This is a genomic window from Bradyrhizobium sp. WSM2793 (genome assembly GCF_000379585.1).
Lineage (GTDB): Bacteria > Pseudomonadota > Alphaproteobacteria > Rhizobiales > Xanthobacteraceae > Bradyrhizobium.
Window position 1 is genome coordinate 1 of sequence record NZ_KB902778.1, and the last position, 15816, is coordinate 15816.

At 65.5% G+C, this 15816-nt stretch carries 12 protein-coding genes; 6 read left to right on the top strand and 6 right to left on the bottom strand.

Annotation, left to right across the window (positions count from 1 at the left end):
* The first annotated feature begins 521 nt into the window (after window positions 1–521).
* Together A3AS_RS0113125 and A3AS_RS0113130 are read left to right on the top strand one after the other, a co-directional pair.
* The gene (locus A3AS_RS0113125; RefSeq protein ID WP_026201958.1) at window positions 522–1676 is read left to right on the top strand and encodes an MFS transporter; all 1155 of its coding nucleotides are present in this window, start codon (window positions 522–524) and stop codon (window positions 1674–1676) included.
* A gap of 158 nt (window positions 1677–1834) precedes the next feature.
* Entirely contained in the window at window positions 1835–4681 is a 2847-nt protein-coding gene (locus A3AS_RS0113130; protein ID WP_018318040.1) for a winged helix-turn-helix domain-containing protein, read from the top strand.
* Between the two features lie 19 nt (window positions 4682–4700).
* On the opposite strand, the gene msrA is transcribed toward A3AS_RS0113130, so the two are convergent.
* The 6 genes from msrA to A3AS_RS0113160 all read right to left on the bottom strand — a co-directional run bounded on the left by msrA (window position 4701) and on the right by A3AS_RS0113160 (window position 9811).
* Window positions 4701–5216, bottom strand: a complete 516-nt coding sequence (gene msrA / locus A3AS_RS0113135; protein ID WP_018318041.1) for a peptide-methionine (S)-S-oxide reductase MsrA — start codon at window positions 5214–5216, stop codon at window positions 4701–4703.
* A 138-nt stretch (window positions 5217–5354) separates the two neighbouring features.
* A complete protein-coding gene (locus A3AS_RS0113140; RefSeq protein WP_018318042.1) occupies window positions 5355–5777 on the bottom strand; it encodes an OsmC family protein in 423 nt (140 codons plus the stop codon).
* A gap of 109 nt (window positions 5778–5886) precedes the next feature.
* A complete protein-coding gene (locus tag A3AS_RS0113145; RefSeq protein WP_018318043.1) occupies window positions 5887–6735 on the bottom strand; it encodes an enoyl-CoA hydratase/isomerase family protein in 849 nt (282 codons plus the stop codon).
* Window positions 6736–6766: 31 nt separating this feature from the next.
* Window positions 6767–8080: an epoxide hydrolase family protein gene (locus tag A3AS_RS0113150; protein ID WP_018318044.1), complete on the bottom strand. Its 1314-nt coding sequence runs from the start codon at window positions 8078–8080 to the stop codon at window positions 6767–6769.
* Window positions 8081–8320: 240 nt separating this feature from the next.
* Window positions 8321–9010 carry a VOC family protein gene (locus A3AS_RS0113155; RefSeq protein WP_018318045.1) on the bottom strand — a complete coding sequence of 230 codons (690 nt, stop codon included), beginning with the start codon at window positions 9008–9010 and terminating at the stop codon, window positions 8321–8323.
* Between the two features lie 129 nt (window positions 9011–9139).
* Window positions 9140–9811 carry a sensor histidine kinase gene (locus tag A3AS_RS0113160; RefSeq protein WP_026201959.1) on the bottom strand — a complete coding sequence of 224 codons (672 nt, stop codon included), beginning with the start codon at window positions 9809–9811 and terminating at the stop codon, window positions 9140–9142.
* A 330-nt stretch (window positions 9812–10141) separates the two neighbouring features.
* Between A3AS_RS0113160 and A3AS_RS0113170 the strand changes: the two genes are divergently transcribed.
* The 4 genes from A3AS_RS0113170 (at window position 10142) to A3AS_RS0113185 (ending at window position 15778) form a co-directional block, all read left to right on the top strand.
* The gene (locus A3AS_RS0113170) at window positions 10142–13015 is read left to right on the top strand and encodes a winged helix-turn-helix domain-containing protein (protein WP_018318048.1); all 2874 of its coding nucleotides are present in this window, start codon (window positions 10142–10144) and stop codon (window positions 13013–13015) included.
* A 118-nt stretch (window positions 13016–13133) separates the two neighbouring features.
* Window positions 13134–13841 carry a hypothetical protein gene (locus A3AS_RS0113175; protein ID WP_018318049.1) on the top strand — a complete coding sequence of 236 codons (708 nt, stop codon included), beginning with the start codon at window positions 13134–13136 and terminating at the stop codon, window positions 13839–13841.
* A gap of 176 nt (window positions 13842–14017) precedes the next feature.
* The gene (locus A3AS_RS0113180) at window positions 14018–14719 is read left to right on the top strand and encodes a type 1 glutamine amidotransferase domain-containing protein (RefSeq protein WP_026201960.1); all 702 of its coding nucleotides are present in this window, start codon (window positions 14018–14020) and stop codon (window positions 14717–14719) included.
* A gap of 102 nt (window positions 14720–14821) precedes the next feature.
* Window positions 14822–15778 (top strand): alpha/beta fold hydrolase, encoded by a 957-nt coding sequence (locus A3AS_RS0113185; protein WP_018318051.1) that lies wholly within the window; start codon window positions 14822–14824, stop codon window positions 15776–15778.
* The last annotated feature ends 38 nt before the right edge of the window (window positions 15779–15816 follow it).

Below are 15816 nucleotides of genomic sequence, written 5' to 3' on the forward strand. Positions count from 1 at the left end.
TCGTCCGCACGAAGCCTCGGGCTCACAGGGACTACCCGCCCTGCCCGCGCCTCTCGTGCCGACGCTGCCGCGTCCACCGCAGACCCGGCTCGCGACAGTGACGACCACATAGTCGCCCCTCTTGGGTGAGCCGGGATGGACGACACATACGCCGAAACCGAATTTCGGTAAAGTGGAATATTCTTAGCGAAGTGGATTGACAGAGGGCGATACAGGGCGACCTCGCCAGTTCCGTCATCCTGAGGTGCGAGTGGCGCGATGCGCACAGCATCGCGTCGGGAGCCTCGAAGGATGAACGGCCACAGTCGGGCCGTCGCCCTTCGAGGCTCGCCGAAGGGGCGAGCACCTCAGGGTGACGGTATCGAGACGGCCGCGCGCGTTGCGGTCAGAACCGGTTCCAACGATCGAACGCGACGACGGAAGTGCCCCTGCGGCCGCGGCACCTCATGCGCACCACAGACATAAAGTCGCGACAATCGTCGGGCTTGTCGATCGCCCTGCCCCGCTTTCCCGGAGTTTCCATGTCTTCCGCCGACCGGCCTTCGACCCGCCTTGCGACCCGGCTTGCCTTCCTCGTTGCGGGTTTCGGCATCTCGTGCTGGGCGCCGCTGGTGCCGTTCGCGAAGACGCGGCTCGGCGTCGATGATGGCGTCCTCGGACTGCTACTGCTCAGCCTCGGCATCGGCTCGGTCATCGCGATGCTGGTGACTGGGATCGTGAGCGCGCGCTACGGCAGCAGGCCGATCATCATCGCGGGCGGGTTCGGTCTGGCGCTGGTTCTGCCCCTGCTCGCGATTGCGGCTACGCCCGCAACGCTGGCGCTGGCGCTTTTCGCATTCGGCGCCGCGCTCGGCTCGATCGACGTCGCCATGAACATCCACGCCGTGGAGGTGGAGCGCGCCGCGCACCGCCCGCTGATGTCCGGCTTCCACGCCCTGTTCAGCATCGGGGGCTTTGCCGGATCCGCGCTGATGACGGCGTTGCTCTCGCTGCAATTCGGAACGCTCGCCTGCACGCTGATCTGCTCCGTCCTGATGCTGATCGCGATGGTCGCGACCTCGCCGCGCCTGCTTCGCTCCGTGCAGATGCAGGAGGGCCCGCTGTTCGTGCTGCCGCACGGATCGGTGCTGCTGCTCGCGCTGCTCGGCGCCATCACCTTCCTGGTCGAAGGTGCGATGCTGGATTGGGGCGCGCTGCTCGTCATCGGCGCAGGTCTGGTCACCGAGGCGCAAGGCGGCGCCGGCTACATCGTGTTCTCGATCGCGATGACTGCGGGCCGGCTCGGCGGCGACGCCGTCGTTGCGCGCATCGGCGATCGCGCGACATTGCTCTGGGGCAGCCTCATCGCGATCGCCGGTTTCGTGGTCCTGTTGACGGCGCCCATTGCGGCGGTCGCCATCGGCGGATTCCTGCTGATCGGGCTCGGCGCGTCGAATCTGGTGCCGGTGCTGTTCCGCCGGGCGGCGCGGCAAACGGTGATGCCCACCGGCCTTGCGGTCGCGGCGATCACGACCGCGGGCTACGCAGGGATTCTCATCGGGCCCGCCGGCGTCGGCTTCGTCGCACGTTTTGCCGGATTGCCCTTGGCGTTCTGGCTGCTGGCTGCGCTGATGGGTCTGGTCACGCTGTCGGCGCACATCGTCACGAAGGACCCGGGTAAGACCACGGCGACCTAACCCCTTCCATTTCCGGCATGATTCAGGCGGGGCCGAAGCCGACCCACGCCATCTGCGCAGGTCTGCCAGCCATGCTGCTTTCGGCCAGTTTACTGGACGCCTCGTTCTGCTAGACCACAACAATACCTTTTGACTCCCGTTGCGGGGGGCAATGGCACGTGCCAGCTCACAATAACAACCAAGACTCGGCCATTTCATTCGGGCCATTTCGGCTGTTTCCCAAGTCCCGGCTCCTGGAGAAGGAAGGGGAGCCGCTTCATGTCGGCGGCCGCGCGCTCGATATTCTCATCCTGCTTGCCGAGCGCCCCGGAGAAGTCATCGACAAGAGAGAGCTGGTCAAGCGCATCTGGGCCGACGTGAATGTCGACGAGGGCAGCCTGCGCTTCCATGTCGCAGCGTTGCGCAAGGTGCTCGGCGATACCGGTAAATCGGCCCGTTATGTCCTCAATGTGCCCGGCCGCGGCTATTGTTTTGTCGCCCCGTTCGCCCAAATCGCCTCGCAGGTCGCGCCAGCCGCCGCCGAGATCATTCCTCCTCGCTCGCTGCCCACTCAGCTTGCGAAGATGGTCGGACGCGAGGAGGTCATCGAGAAGATTTCAAACGGCCTGACGCTCTATCGCTTCATGACCCTGGTCGGCCCGGGCGGCATCGGCAAAACGGCGGTCGCCGTCACGGTCGGGCATCGGCGCTCGGCGGATTTCGACGGCCGCGTCTTCTTCGTCGATTTCGGTCCGCTGCGGGATGCGAGCCATGTCCCGACAACCATCGCCTCCGTCCTCGGACTGACCGTCAGCGCGGAGGATCCGACGCCGGCCGTGCTGACATTTTTGAAGACCGGGCCGGCCCTGCTGATCTTCGACAGCTGCGAGCATGTGCTTGATACGCTGGCGCCTCTCGTTGAGCGCATCGTTCGCGAAGCGCCTCAGCTTCGTGTTCTCGCCACCAGCCGCGAGTCGTTCCGGAGCGAAGGCGAGCGGATATTCCGGCTGTTTCCGCTGGATTGTCCGCCCGAGCGCGAGGGCCTCGACGTCGCGGAAGTTCTTGCCTATCCCGCCGCCCAGCTCTTCGTCGAGCGCATCGCGCAGAGCTCCGGGCCGTTCCAGCTCAGCGCGGAAGAGGCGCCGCTTGTCGCCAGCATCTGCCGGCGGCTCGACGGCATTGCGCTGGCGATCGAGCTCGCGGCGGGCCGTGTCAATGCGTATGGCATCGCCGGCACCGCCTCCCTGCTCGACAGCCGTTTCTCGCTGCAATGGCGCGGACGGCGCACCGCCGTCCCCCGGCACCAGACGCTCGCCGCCGCCCTCGACTGGAGCTACGACCTCCTGTCTCCGGCGGAAAGCGCCACCTTGCGACGATTGTCGGTGTTCGCAGGGCCGTTCGCGCCGGAGGCGGCCGCCGCGGTCGCGTCGGGCGACGGCCTCAGCACCTCGGAGACGCTGGAGGCGATCGACAGCCTGGTCACCAAATCGCTGATCTCGCCATCCGGCTCGCGGGCGCTGCGCTATCGCCTGCTCGACACCACGCGCACCTACGCGCTCGGGAAACTGAACGAGCTCGGTGAAACCAGGCAGTTCGCGCGGCGTCATGCGGAGCATTTTCGCGATTTCTTCGAGCGCGCGGGGGCCGACACGTCGACGCCGCTGCCCGAATGGCTCAGCACCTATGGCGGCGAGCTCGACAATGTGCGCGCGGCGCTGGACTGGGCCTTCGCGCCCGACGGCGACAGCAGGCTCGGCATTGCGCTGACGGCCGCCGCGGTCACCCTGTGGGTGCGTCTGTCGCTGTTCGCCGAATGCCGCGAGCGCAGCAGAACGGCACTGGCGGCGCTCGGAGACGACGGCGACAACGACCGCATCCGCATGCAGCTCCTGTCGGCACTCGGCTGGTCGCTGATGTACGGCGAGGGTCGCGCGCGCGAGGCGCGCCCGATCCTCGAGACGACGCTCGAGCTGGCTGAGAGCCTCGACGACAAGGACTTCCGGCTGCGCGCACTCTGGGGCCTGTGCATCGACCAGTTCAACAACGGGCAGTTCGGCAAGGCCCGCGGGCTCGCCGAGCGCTTTGCGAAGGTGGCAGCGAATTCGCCCGACAGCACCGATCTCATGCTGGGCGACCGCCTGATGGCCGTCGCGCTGCACTATCTCGGGGACCAGAACGACGCGCGGCAGCGCATCGACCGGGTGAACGCCTCGCTGCATGTGCTGGTGGCGAAGCCGAAAATCTTCCCGCTCGATCTCAGGATATCGACGCAATATTTCCGGGCCCGCATCCTCTGGCTTCAGGGCCTCGCCGATCAGGCCCAGGCTCTCGCCGCTGAGAACATCGAGGAAGGCCGCGCCAACGGCCATGCGCTGACCTTCTGCAGCGTGCTGGGACAGGCCGCCTGCCCGATCGCGTTCTGGTCAGGCGATTTCGAGGCCGCCGAGCGCCACGGCGCCGAGCTGCTCGAACACACCGAGCGCCACGGAATCCGGCTGTGGGGCCTATGGGCACGCGCCTTCAACGCCGCGGTCGTGGCCAGGCGCGGCGACATCGCCACCGGCCTGCCGCTTTTGCGCGAAGAGCTCAACCGCGCCGGCGATGCGCGCTTCCTGCCGCGCTTTCTGCCGCTGCTCGGCGAGCTCGCCGCGTGCTTCCTCGAAGCCGACCAGGTCGACCGTGGCCTCGACACGATCGAGGACGTCCTGACCCGCTGCAACGACCGGCAGGAGCGCTGGTATCTGCCGGAGCTGCTCCGCATCAAGGGGGAATTGATGCTCAGGAGCGCGCGGCATTCAGCAGACGCCGAGGCGCACTTTCGCGAGGCCATCCACATTGCCGTTGAGCAGGGCGCGCGCTTCTGGGAGCTCCGCTGCGCGACCAGCCTCGCGCGGGCCATGATCGGAGCCGGCCGGGGCGCGGAAGCGCGGGTGGTTCTCGACAATGTCTGCGGGAAGTTTGCCGAAGGCTCCGCCATCGCCGACATGCGCATGGCCCGCGATCTGATCGCGCGATCGCGGGCCTGACGGCGCCTGGCGTCTTGATCTAGCCTCCCACCGCAGCAGCGCGGCGCGGCAGCTTCCAGCCGGGCCGGATGAAGTGGCAGGTGTAGCCGTCAGGATAGCGTTCGAGATAGTCCTGATGCTCGGGCTCGGCCTCCCAGAACTCTCCTGCGGGCGCAACCTCGGTCACCACCTTGCCGGGCCACAGGCCGGACGCCTCGACGTCGGCAATGGTGTCTTCGGCGATCTTCTTCTGCTCATCGCTCGCATAGAAGATCGCGGAGCGATAGCTGGTGCCTCGGTCATTGCCCTGGCGATCGAGCGTGGTGGGATCGTGGATCTGGAAGAAGAACTCCAGCATGGCCCGGTAGCTGGTCCTGGCGGGATCGAACATGATCTCGATCGCCTCGGCGTGGCCTTCGTGGTTGCGGTAGGTCGCGTTCTTCACCTTGCCGCCGGTGTAGCCGACGCGTGTGGAGATCACGCCTGGTTGCTTGCGGATCAGATCCTGCATGCCCCAGAAGCAGCCTCCGGCCAAAACTGCGCGTTCCGTCGTCATTTGTCCGCTCCCAATTGACCGTTCTGTCGGTCCTGCATCTGCCACATCCTATGCCTTCCGCAGCCCTGCCGAAAGCCGGGCATACCCTGTACGACCATCCGGGTCGTCCACCCGGATGGCACGAACTGTCCCTCGCCGCTAGCCCAGCTTGGCGTCGAGCGTGATCGCGGCGTTGAGCACCTTCGACACCGGGCAGTTCTTCTCGGCCTCGCCGGCGAACTTGGCAAAACCTGCCTCGTCGAGGTTCGGCACCTTGGCACGCAAGGTCAGCGCGGACTTGCTGATCTTGAAGCCCTTGCCTTCGGGCTCCAGGGTCACCGCGGCTTCGGTCGAGAGCTCGTCCGGCGTGAAACCTGCCATCTGAAGCCCGAAGGCCAGCGCCATCGTAAAACAGCCGGCATGGGCCGCAGCGATCAACTCCTCGGCATTGGTGCCCTTCTCGTTCTCGAAGCGGGTCTTGAACGAATAGGGCGTCTCGGCCAGCACGCCGGACTCGCTCGTCAGATGGCCGGTGCCGTCGCGGCCGGTGCCCTTCCATACTGCTTTCGCTTTGCGGATCATCTCAACTCTCCTCGTTTGTTTTGCGCACCGGCGCTCTGTACCGGTGGAAGGCGGCATCGGCGTGACCGCCTGCCGCCGCTCCAACCGGCCGCGTGTCGCAACGGTTCCGTTAGCTGCCGATTTGACCAACGTGGAAGCCGAGCCGGTTCTCGACGTCCCCGGCGCGGTGGAAGCCCCGCGCCATCAGCGCCTTGATGCGGGTCTGGCTCGCGGGGCGGCCGAGCGAGGCCAGGAACGCGTCCCACTCCGGCTTGATTTCGGCGTCCGGCGGCAGGCTTGCGACATCGACAAGACGCTTGGTCTCGGCGATCGCCTCCTTGTCGAACGAGGCGATGCGCATTGCGAGTGCCTCGACGAAACCGTCGAGCTCGGCATCCGGCAACGACCGGTTGACGTAACCGTAGCGTTCGGCGAGATCGCCATGGATGTCGTCGGCGCCGAGCAGGACTTCGAGCGCACGGCCGCGGCCCATCAGGCGCGGCAGCCGCGCCATCGGCCCGCCGCCGGGCACGAGGCCCGCGCCGACCTCCCATTGCGACAGGATCGCCTTCTCGCGGCTGGCAAAACGCATGTCGCTCGCGAGCGCGAGCTCGCTGCCGACACCGGTCGCGCGGCCCCGGATCGCGGCGATGGAGACGACCGGCGCGCGGCTGAGGCGCACCAGCATGTCGGGCAGCGCCTCGAGGCCGGTCGGCCCGGGCGGGATACGAAGCGAATCCTCCAACGGCGCGAGGAAATCGTAATGGGTGATGAAGAAGCCTTCGACGGCACTGTCGAACACCACGACCTTCACGTCCGGATCGGTCTCGATCCTGGTGACGATGTCGCCCAGCAGCGGCAGTTGCTTCGGACCGAAAATATTCACCGGCGGCATGTCGAAGGTGACACGCCAGTAGGACGGCAGGCGGCGCTCGAGGTGGATGTCTTGGGTCGTGAAGGTGCGTTCGGGACGGTTCATTGCTTGCACTCCTGATGTATGGGTTCGCATCTCAGATCGATTGCCGCAGCGGACGGAACGCGGTCCGCACTTCCTCAGAGAACAGCGCCGGCTGCTCCCAGGCCGCGAAGTGTCCGCCCTTGTCGAGGCGGTTGTAGTGGATCAGCTTGGGGTAGGCCTTCTCGGCCCAGCTCCGCGGCGCGGCGTAGATCTCGTCCGGAAAGACGCTGACGGCGACGGAAATCTTGACCTGCTTGGGCGCGAAGAACACCAGCTTGTTCTCCCAGTACAGCCGCGCCGAGGAGACCGCGGTGTTGGTGAGCCAATAGAGCGTGATGTTGTCGATCACATCGTCGCGCGACAGCCCTTCCGTCCGGCCATCGAACACGCGCGCGATCATCGCGGCGCTGCGCGCATCGTGATCGAGCATCCAGGACGCGAGGCCCGCGGGCGAATCCACGAGGCCATTGAGCGTCTGCGGCCGGTTCGACATCTCGATCGCGTAGCCGAGGCCATGCTTGTAGAAATCATCGAGCTGGTCGTAGGCAAGGCGCTCCTCAGTCGAGAGGTTCGCCGGGCGCGTTCCGCCGGGTTGAAGCGCCCTGGCGATGTCGTCGGGGACGGTCGCGGGCATGTTGGTGTGGATGCCGAGCAATTCCGGCGGCGCGATCAGCGCCATCTGCTCCGTCACGGCATTGCCCCAATCGCCGCCTTGCGCGACATAGCGGCTGTAGCCGAGCCGCTTCATCAGCACGATCCAGGCCCGCGCGATGCGCTGGGGGTCCCAGCCGAGCACCGTCGGCTTGCCCGAGAAGCCGTGGCCGGGAAGCGAGGGAATCACAAGGTCGAACGCGTCCGCGGCCTTGGCGCCGTGCGCGGTCGGATCGGTGAGCGGACCGACGATCTTCATCTGCTCGATGATCGAGCCGGGCCAACCATGCGTGACGATCATCGGCAGTGCGTTCTCGTGCCGCGAGCGGACGTGGATGAAGTGAATGTCGACGCCGTCGATTTCGGTGACGAATTGCGGCAAGGCGTTCAACCGGCCCTCCACCTTGCGCCAGTCGTAATCGCTCTGCCAGTAACGCACGAGCTGTTGCACCGTCGTCAGCTGCACGCCCTGCGACTGATCGGTGACGATCTCGCGATCCGGCCAGCGCGTGGCAGCCAGGCGCCGGCGCAGGTCGAGCAGATCCTGCTCGGGCACACTGATCTGAAAGGGCCGGATGGCGCCGCCTGCGGCAGCCTTGGCAGGATGCAGCGGCAACAGGCTCGACACGCTGGCGGCAACCGCGGTCATCGCGGCCTGGCTCAGCAATTGACGGCGGTCGGGATTGAGGCTCTCGGTTCGGGCTTGCGCGGTCATGTTGGATCTCCCTTGCTTTGGTCGGTGACGCTGACCGAGTTCGAAATCGACGCGTCGGTTGGCGTGCAGAGAGGTTGGCGCAGGCCCCGGCAGTTTGCTCGTTATGCATTGTTAGCCTGCGTTAGCCGTTGCGAGTCGGCGCAAGAGTGCGATGACATCCGCGCAATACGACACGGCGCGCGACGACCAGGTCATCGCGCGCCGTGTCGGCCAGGATCGGAAGATGCCTTTCGCTGCAGCTCAAGTCGGCAGCGGCTGGCCGGCCTGCTCGCGGACGATGTAGTCGGCGTACCAGTCCGGCCAGTTCTCGTCGTGTCCGCCGGTCCGCGCCTCATGCTCGCCATGCGCCAGCGCCGCGCGACGCAGCGCTGCGGCCAGATCGGTCGCTGAGGCGAATGCCGTGCCGTCGCCTGCGATGCGTCCGGGCAATCGTGTCGTGACTTCCTGGAACAGCCAGCCATTGCCGTCGGGATCGCTGAACGCGGCGAATGAAGCATAGCTGCCGCGCTTCGGGTCAGCACCACTGACTCGAACGCTGCCGAACAGATATGGCTCGTCAGGCCCGGCATGAAGGTCGCCGGCTCCGTGGAACGGCGCGCTGACCTCGACGCCGCGGTCGAGCAGATCCTGTCGTGCCGCCTCGAGATCGGAGACGACCAGATACAGGCCGCGCGCCGAGCCCGGCGCGGCCGACGTGACGTTCCTGCCGAAGATCACCGAACAGGCCGAGCCCGGCGGCGTGAACTGGATCACGCGCCAGTCGTCGCCTGACGTGAAATCGGCATCCAGTCGCCAGCCGAGGCGCGTGTAGAACGCCTTGGCGCGGTCGACATCGGACACCGGGATCACGAGGACCTCGAGCTTCAAATCAACTCCATGAGATTTCGAGGGCTTGGTTTCAGCTTGGCGATTCAGCTCGATCACAGCCATGTCCAACTCCTTGTTTCAAGCCGCGGGTCCGGGATCGACACCCGCTCCGAACGTCAGGACTGTCGCGCAAACGAGAGATTTTTACCCGTTATGGGGTGTTAGAGTCCGCTAGCCGTTGTGAGGGAGGGCTCACGCCGCAGCGATCGGCATCACGATGGTGACCCGGGTGCCGCCCTCGCCCGCCTCGCCCTGCAGCCGCGCCTGGATGCTGCGTGCGAGCCCTTCGAGGATCCGGCTGCCGGTGCCCTGGAGCGGACCGGTCGCACCGATGCCGTTGTCGGCCACCGTGCAGAGCCAGGCGCCGCCGCGCCGGGCCAGGCCGATGCGGATCAGCGCACCCTTCTTGCTCGGGAAGGCATGCTTTGCCGCGTTCGTGACCAGCTCCGTCAGCATCAGCGCGAGCCGATGACACTGCGCCGCCGGCAACGAGCCGTTTTCGATTGCAGCCTCGCAGCGGATGCCTGCCGGCTCCAGCACAGCCTCGGAGATCGCTTCGCACAGGCTTTCGAAGAAGGCCGCTGCGGAGACGACCGGCAGATCGTCATGATCGGACAAAAGTTGATAGAGCCTGCCGAAGGCGACGATGCGCCGCTCGAACCGGTCCACCGCCAGCGACACATCGCCCGTGCCCGCGCGCGTGAAATCGCGACGGACTGACGCACCCAGCAGCGTCAGCGTGTTCTTCATGCGATGGTGGGATTCCCGCAGCACGAGCTCCCAGTCACGCGACTGATCATCGAGACCAGGTACAAATTGAGAGCGAACGAGATGGTCGTTCGGCCGAGCGCCGATCGCGGACATCATAGCCTCCCGTTGAAAATTGCATCTAACGCGAATGCCATACTGGATGCTGTTCGCGTGCTTTGCTCGTTAGACGTTGCAAGATTCTGTTATGATCACCGTCGCGACGACCGAGATCCAGATCCGCCATCGCGGTCCAGCGCATTGCCGGATTGTCCCGATCGCTCGCTGGACCACTCGCGTTTAAGTTAGATTTGCGACGCTCCTCGCGTGATCAGGCGATTGCGATGATCGCCACGCGATTTCGCCACTTTCGGCCAGTTTACTGGACGTCTCGTTCTGTTAGACCAAAACTGCAGACTTCAGCCTTTTCACTGGAATTGTTGGCCCGTGCCGGACACTAACGAGCAAGATTCGGTCATTGCCTTCGGGCCATTTCGCTTGTTCACGAAGTCGCGGCTGCTCGAGAAGGACGGCGTCCCGCTTCACCTCGGCGGCCGTGCGCTCGACATCCTCATTTTTCTCGCCGAGCGTGCGGGTGAGGTCGTTGACAAGCGGGAGCTGATCAAGCGCATCTGGGCCGATGTGAACGTCGACGAAGGCAGCCTGCGTTTCCACATCACGACGTTGCGCAAGGCTTTGAACGATAAGGCTTTGAACGACAAGGCCTTGAACGATGCCGGCGAAGGCTCCCGCTACGTGATCAACGTCCCCGGACGTGGCTATTGCTTCGCGGCCCCGCTGCTCCGGGCTGCGCCTTCGGAGAGCCGGACCAGCCTGCCCGACGCTTCGCCCCGCTCGCTGCCCGCGCCGCTCGCCAAGATGATCGGGCGGAACGATGCGGTCGAGAAGATCTCGGCCGAGCTTGCCCAGCATCGCTTCGTCACAATCGTCGGCCCGGGCGGGATCGGCAAGACGTCGGTCGCGCTTGCCGTCGCGCATCGCGAGCTCGCCGGCTTCGATGACCAGGTATGTTTCGTCGATTTCGGCGCGCTGACGGATGTCCGGCTCGTTCCCGGCACCATTGCGGCCGCGCTGGGCCTGACCGTCAATGCCGACGATCCCGTGCCGAGCCTGCTGACGGTCTTGCGCAGCCGGCGCATGCTGCTGGTGTTCGACAGTTGCGAGCATATCCTCGACGAACTCGCCCCTCTGGCCGAACGCATGGTCCGCGAGGCGCCGAAGCTGCATATTCTGGCCACCAGCCGCGAATCCTTTCGCACCGAAGGTGAGCGCGTCCACCGGCTGTTTCCGCTGGATTGCCCGCCGCAGCGCGAAGGCCTCGGCATTGCCGACATCCTTGCCTATCCCGCAAGCCAGCTCTTCGTGGAACGCATTGCCGAGAGCCTGAGCGAATTCGAGCTCACCGAGGAGGATGCGCCGCTCGTTGCAGAGATCTGCCGGCGGCTGGACGGCATTGCCCTGGCGATCGAGCTCGCGGCCGGACGTGTGAACGCTTATGGCATTGCCGGGACCGCATCACTGCTGGACAGCCGCTTCTCGCTGCTGTGGCGGGGACGGCGCACCGCGATTCCGCGGCACCAGACCCTGAGCGCGGCGCTCGCCTGGAGCTACGATTTGCTGCCGCCGACCGAGAGCGCGACCCTGCGCGGATTGTCGGTGTTCGTCGGGCCGTTCACGCTGGAAGCCGCGCTTGCGATCGCATCCTGCCAGGGCATCAGCGAGGGCGAAGGTGTGGAAGCCATTTCGAACCTGCTCTCCAAATCCCTGATCGCGACCTCGCCGGCGGAGCGGCGGCTGCGCTATCGCCTGCTCGACACCACCCGCGCCTTCATGGCGCACAAGCTCGTCGAGAACGGCGAAGCGGACCGCGTCGCGCACGCCCACGCCGAATATTTCCGCGATTTCCTGCGCGACATTGCGCTGAAATCCACGGGCATGCAGAGCGCGGGCGGCTTCCTTCCCTATGCCGACCATTTGCCCAATGTCAGGGCTGCGCTGACCTACAGCTTTTCGGACGGCGGCGACCGGACGATCGGCGTGGATCTGGCGGCCTCGGCCGCGCAGTTCTTCCTCGAACTGACATTGCTGACGGAATGCTACCGATGGACCCAGCAGGCGCTGGCGTCCCTCGACACGGGCGCCGTGGACAGCCGGCAGGAGATGACCCTGCAGGCCGCGCTCGGCGTCTCCGTGATGTTCACGCAAGGTAATACGGAAGCGGTCCGGTCGGCCTTCACGCGCAGTCTCGAGCTTGCCCGCCAGCTCGAGGACCTGCATTGGCAGCTCTGGCTGCTGCGCGGATTGCACATCTACCTCACTAGGGTCGGAGATTTTCACGGCGCACTCGAGACCAGCGAACAGGGCGAGGGCGTTGCGCGCAAACTGAATGATTCCGCCGCCACGCTGAACGTGGATTGGATGCGCGGCGTCGCGCATCATCTGATCGGCAACCAGGACAAGGCGGTTCGGTTCTGCGAAAGCGCGATGGTGCACAATCCCGGCTCGCAACGGCTGAATATCGGGCATCTCGGCTATGACGACCGCATCGTGGCGCTGGTTGCGCTGGCGCGCGGGCTCTGGCTCACGGGCCGGCCCGAGCGAGCGGTCGAGGTGGCCAGATACACGGTGCGCGAGGCCGAGCTGCTCGAGCAGCCGCTCACCCTCGGCATCTCCCTGATCTGGACGATCTACGTGTTCCTCTGGGTGGGCGACTGGGCCAGTGCCGAAATCCTGATCGAGCGGCTGATCGATCATTCCGCGCGGCACTTCCTCGGCCCCTATCACGCGGTCGGCATCGGCCAGAAGGGCGAGTTGCTGCTGCGCCGCGGCGACGTCGCGGCCGGGATCGAGCACCTCCGGCGCAGTCAGGCCACGTTGTACGCGACACGGCACCGCATCATGACGACGGTGTTTGCGACGGCGCTCGCGGAGGGGCTCGCTTCCCAGAACCAGCCCGACGAGGCCTTGCAGACGATCAACGAGGCGATCGCCCAGATTCCCGATCACGGCGAATCCTTCGACATGCCGGAGATGCTCAGGATCAAGGGTGACATCCTCGCCGAGTCTGGCAACGCTGTAGAGGCGGAGAGCACCTTGCGCAAATCGCTCGATCTGTCCCGGCGTCAATCCGCGGTCGGCTGGGAGCTTCGCGGGGCGATCAGCCTCGGCCGCATCTGGGAGCGGGCCGGCAAGGCCGCTGACGCTAGCGCTTTGCTCAACCCCCTCGTTGCGCGCTACCAGGAGGGCCTGCAGACCCGCGATCTGATCGCTGCCAGGGAGCTGCTGGGCACCCTGAATTGAGAGTATCTTCAACGAGATACTGCCATGCTACTCGCTCGCAACTCCTAACAACTTCTAACACGCCAAGCCGCATGCGCCCCGCCATGGTGGAGACACTGCACGGTGGATGTGGCGGGACATGGCGCTTCTTGACGATGTAATCGATGCCAGCGGCGGAATGGCCCGCTGGGACAGCTTGAACCGGTTCACGCTCCACATTTCCGTTGGCGGGACGCTGTTCTCCAGTGCCAGCCACGCCCGGGAATTCAAGGACGTGACCGCTGAAGGCTCGACCCGGACGCAATCGGTGCGCTTCACCGGCATCACCGGGGGTGAGCACTCCGGCTCCTTTCAACCGGATGCGATCACGATCGAGAGCCTGGATGGTGAGGTCCTGCGGTCCTGGCCTAATCCCGGCCTTGCACTTTCCGAGGTCGATCCACCGGCGCTCGCGGATGAGCTGCATCTCGTCTTCTTCTGCGGCGTCGCGATCTGGAGTTATCTGACCATTCCATTCCTGCTTGCCCACCCCGATGTCGTGATCGAGGAGCTGTCGCCCTGGCAGGAGAATGCCGAAACCTGGCGACGGCTGCGGGCACGCTTCCCGGCTCACCTGATGACGCTCGCGCCCGAGCAGATCTTCTATTTCGACGAGAGCGCCCTGCAGCGGCGGACAGATCACGATCTCTTCGGGATGAAGGTCGCACACTCCTCCTGGGCACATGACAGCTTCGGCGGCATCGTGGTGCCGACCCTTCGGCGCGCGCAGACATTGCGGCCCGATGGGACCGTGATTGCCAAGCCGGTGCTGATGGACGTCGAGATCTTCGACGCCGTCTTCGAATAGCGGCGGTACGGCCGACATGACCGCTCTCAACGCCTAACAATACATAACGAGCCAACAGCCCGCCTTGAGCGCAGATTGGGTTTGCGAGCAACGAATGACGTGCTCGAACGAAACCCAGGCGACGCAACCACGCGCGTGGAATGCGTCAACATACGAACGCCCTCAGGGAGACAGTCATGAAGGTACTGATGGTTCTCACGTCCCACGATCAGCTCGGCAACACCGGACGCAAGACGGGCTTCTGGCTCGAAGAGCTTGCAGCCCCCTACTACATCTTCAGGGATTCCGGTGCGGAGGTCACGCTGGTCTCGCCCAAGGGCGGCCGCCCGCCGCTCGATCCCAAGAGCAACGAGCCCGAATTCCGCACCGACCTGACGGTGCGTTTCGAGCAGGACGCTGCCGCGGAGGCGCAGCTCGACAGGACCCTTCGCCTCGACAGCGTCAGGCAGCAGGACTTCGACACGCTGTTCTATCCCGGGGGCCACGGCCCGATGTGGGATCTCGCCGAAGACCCGAACTCCATCAAGCTCATCGAGTCCTTCTTTGCCGCCGGCAAGCATGTTGGGATCGTCTGTCATTCCCCCGCCGCGCTGCGCCACGTCAAGACGCCGGACGGCAAGCCGCTGGTGCAGGGCAAGGAGGTGACCGGCTTCACCAATGATGAGGAGGAAGCAGTCGGCCTCACCAAGGTGGTGCCGTTCCTGGTCGAGGACGAGATGCTCCGCCTCGGCGCCACCTTCTCGAAGAAGGCCAATTGGGCGCCTCATGTCGTCAGCGACGGCCTGCTGATCACGGGCCAGAACCCGCACTCGTCGGGTCCGGCCGCGCAGGCCCTGCTGGCTGCTCTCGCGGGCAAGCCGATGGCGAAGGCTTCGTAAATCCTGGCTGCGGCCATGTCTCGGGAGATGCCTGAGTTGGCGGCTCCCGACGCCGCGGCAGCACTTCCTACAAATCCTCACGCTACATGCAAGAGCAACGACATGAGCATTCCAGCCGCACTCGCCCTCTCCGCCGCAATGGCCTGCGCCGTCGTACAGGCATCGGCACAGGAATTGCGATCGAGCCGGCGCTCGATCAGCTATCACACCATCGATATCGGCGGTCTCAAGACCTTCTATCGCGAGGCCGGCTCCGCCGACGCCCCGACCGTGCTGCTGCTGCACGGCTTTCCGGCCTCGTCGCGGATGTGGGAGCCCTTGCTGCCGCTGCTCGCCGACAAATATCACGTGATCGCGCCGGACTATCCCGGCTTCGGCAACAGCAGCGCGCCGCCGCCGTCCGATTTCAACTATACGTTCGACAACATCGCCGGCGTGATCGGCGAGCTTACGGTGAAGCTCGGTCTCAGCAACTACGTCCTGTTCATGCAGGACTATGGCGGCCCGGTCGGCTTCCGCATGGCGCTGGCGCATCCTGAACGTGTCCGCGGGATCATCATCCAGAATGCCGTGTCGCACGAGCAGGGCTTGAGCTCGCTCTGGGAGGCGCGTCGCAGATATTGGGCCGATCCGGCCCACGAGCTCGAGGCGCTCAAGGCCAATTTCACCTCGCTGGCGGCGACGCGCCAGCGGCATCTCGGCTCCAGCCCGCACCCCGAACGTTACGACCCCGATACCTGGACCGACGAATACGCCTTCCTGACGCGTCCGGGACAGGCCGAGATCCAGACCACGCTATTCCTGGACTACCGGACCAACGTCGCCTCCTATCCGAAATGGCAGGAATGGTTGCGCAAGACCCGGCCGCCGACGCTGGTGGTCTGGGGCAAATACGATCCGTCGTTCGCGGTCGCCGGCGCTTCGGCCTATCGCGACGACGTTCCGGATGCGGAGGTTCACATCCTGGAAGCGGGGCACTTCGCGCTGGATGAAGCCACCGACGAAATCGCTGCGCTCGTTCGCGGCTTCCTTGCGCGACTGGACGGACACAAGGGCTGACAGCAACCGGGTGGCGGATCGCTGCGGAGGCGCCGCCG

Bases quoted from the DNA above. Each gene is read 5' to 3' on its own strand.
- A3AS_RS0113150 (WP_018318044.1), bottom strand. From the start codon at position 8,080: ATGACCGCGCAAGCCCGAACCGAGAGCCTCAATCCCGACCGCCGTCAA.
- A3AS_RS0113180 (WP_026201960.1), top strand. From the start codon at position 14,018: ATGAAGGTACTGATGGTTCTCACGTCCCACGATCAGCTCGGCAACACC.
- A3AS_RS0113140 (WP_018318042.1), bottom strand. From the start codon at position 5,777: ATGATCCGCAAAGCGAAAGCAGTATGGAAGGGCACCGGCCGCGACGGC.
- A3AS_RS0113185 (WP_018318051.1), top strand. From the start codon at position 14,822: ATGAGCATTCCAGCCGCACTCGCCCTCTCCGCCGCAATGGCCTGCGCC.
- A3AS_RS0113175 (WP_018318049.1), top strand. From the start codon at position 13,134: ATGGCGCTTCTTGACGATGTAATCGATGCCAGCGGCGGAATGGCCCGC.
- A3AS_RS0113155 (WP_018318045.1), bottom strand. From the start codon at position 9,010: ATGGCTGTGATCGAGCTGAATCGCCAAGCTGAAACCAAGCCCTCGAAA.
- msrA (WP_018318041.1), bottom strand. From the start codon at position 5,216: ATGACGACGGAACGCGCAGTTTTGGCCGGAGGCTGCTTCTGGGGCATG.
- A3AS_RS0113160 (WP_026201959.1), bottom strand. From the start codon at position 9,811: ATGTCCGCGATCGGCGCTCGGCCGAACGACCATCTCGTTCGCTCTCAA.
- A3AS_RS0113145 (WP_018318043.1), bottom strand. From the start codon at position 6,735: ATGAACCGTCCCGAACGCACCTTCACGACCCAAGACATCCACCTCGAG.
- A3AS_RS0113125 (WP_026201958.1), top strand. From the start codon at position 522: ATGTCTTCCGCCGACCGGCCTTCGACCCGCCTTGCGACCCGGCTTGCC.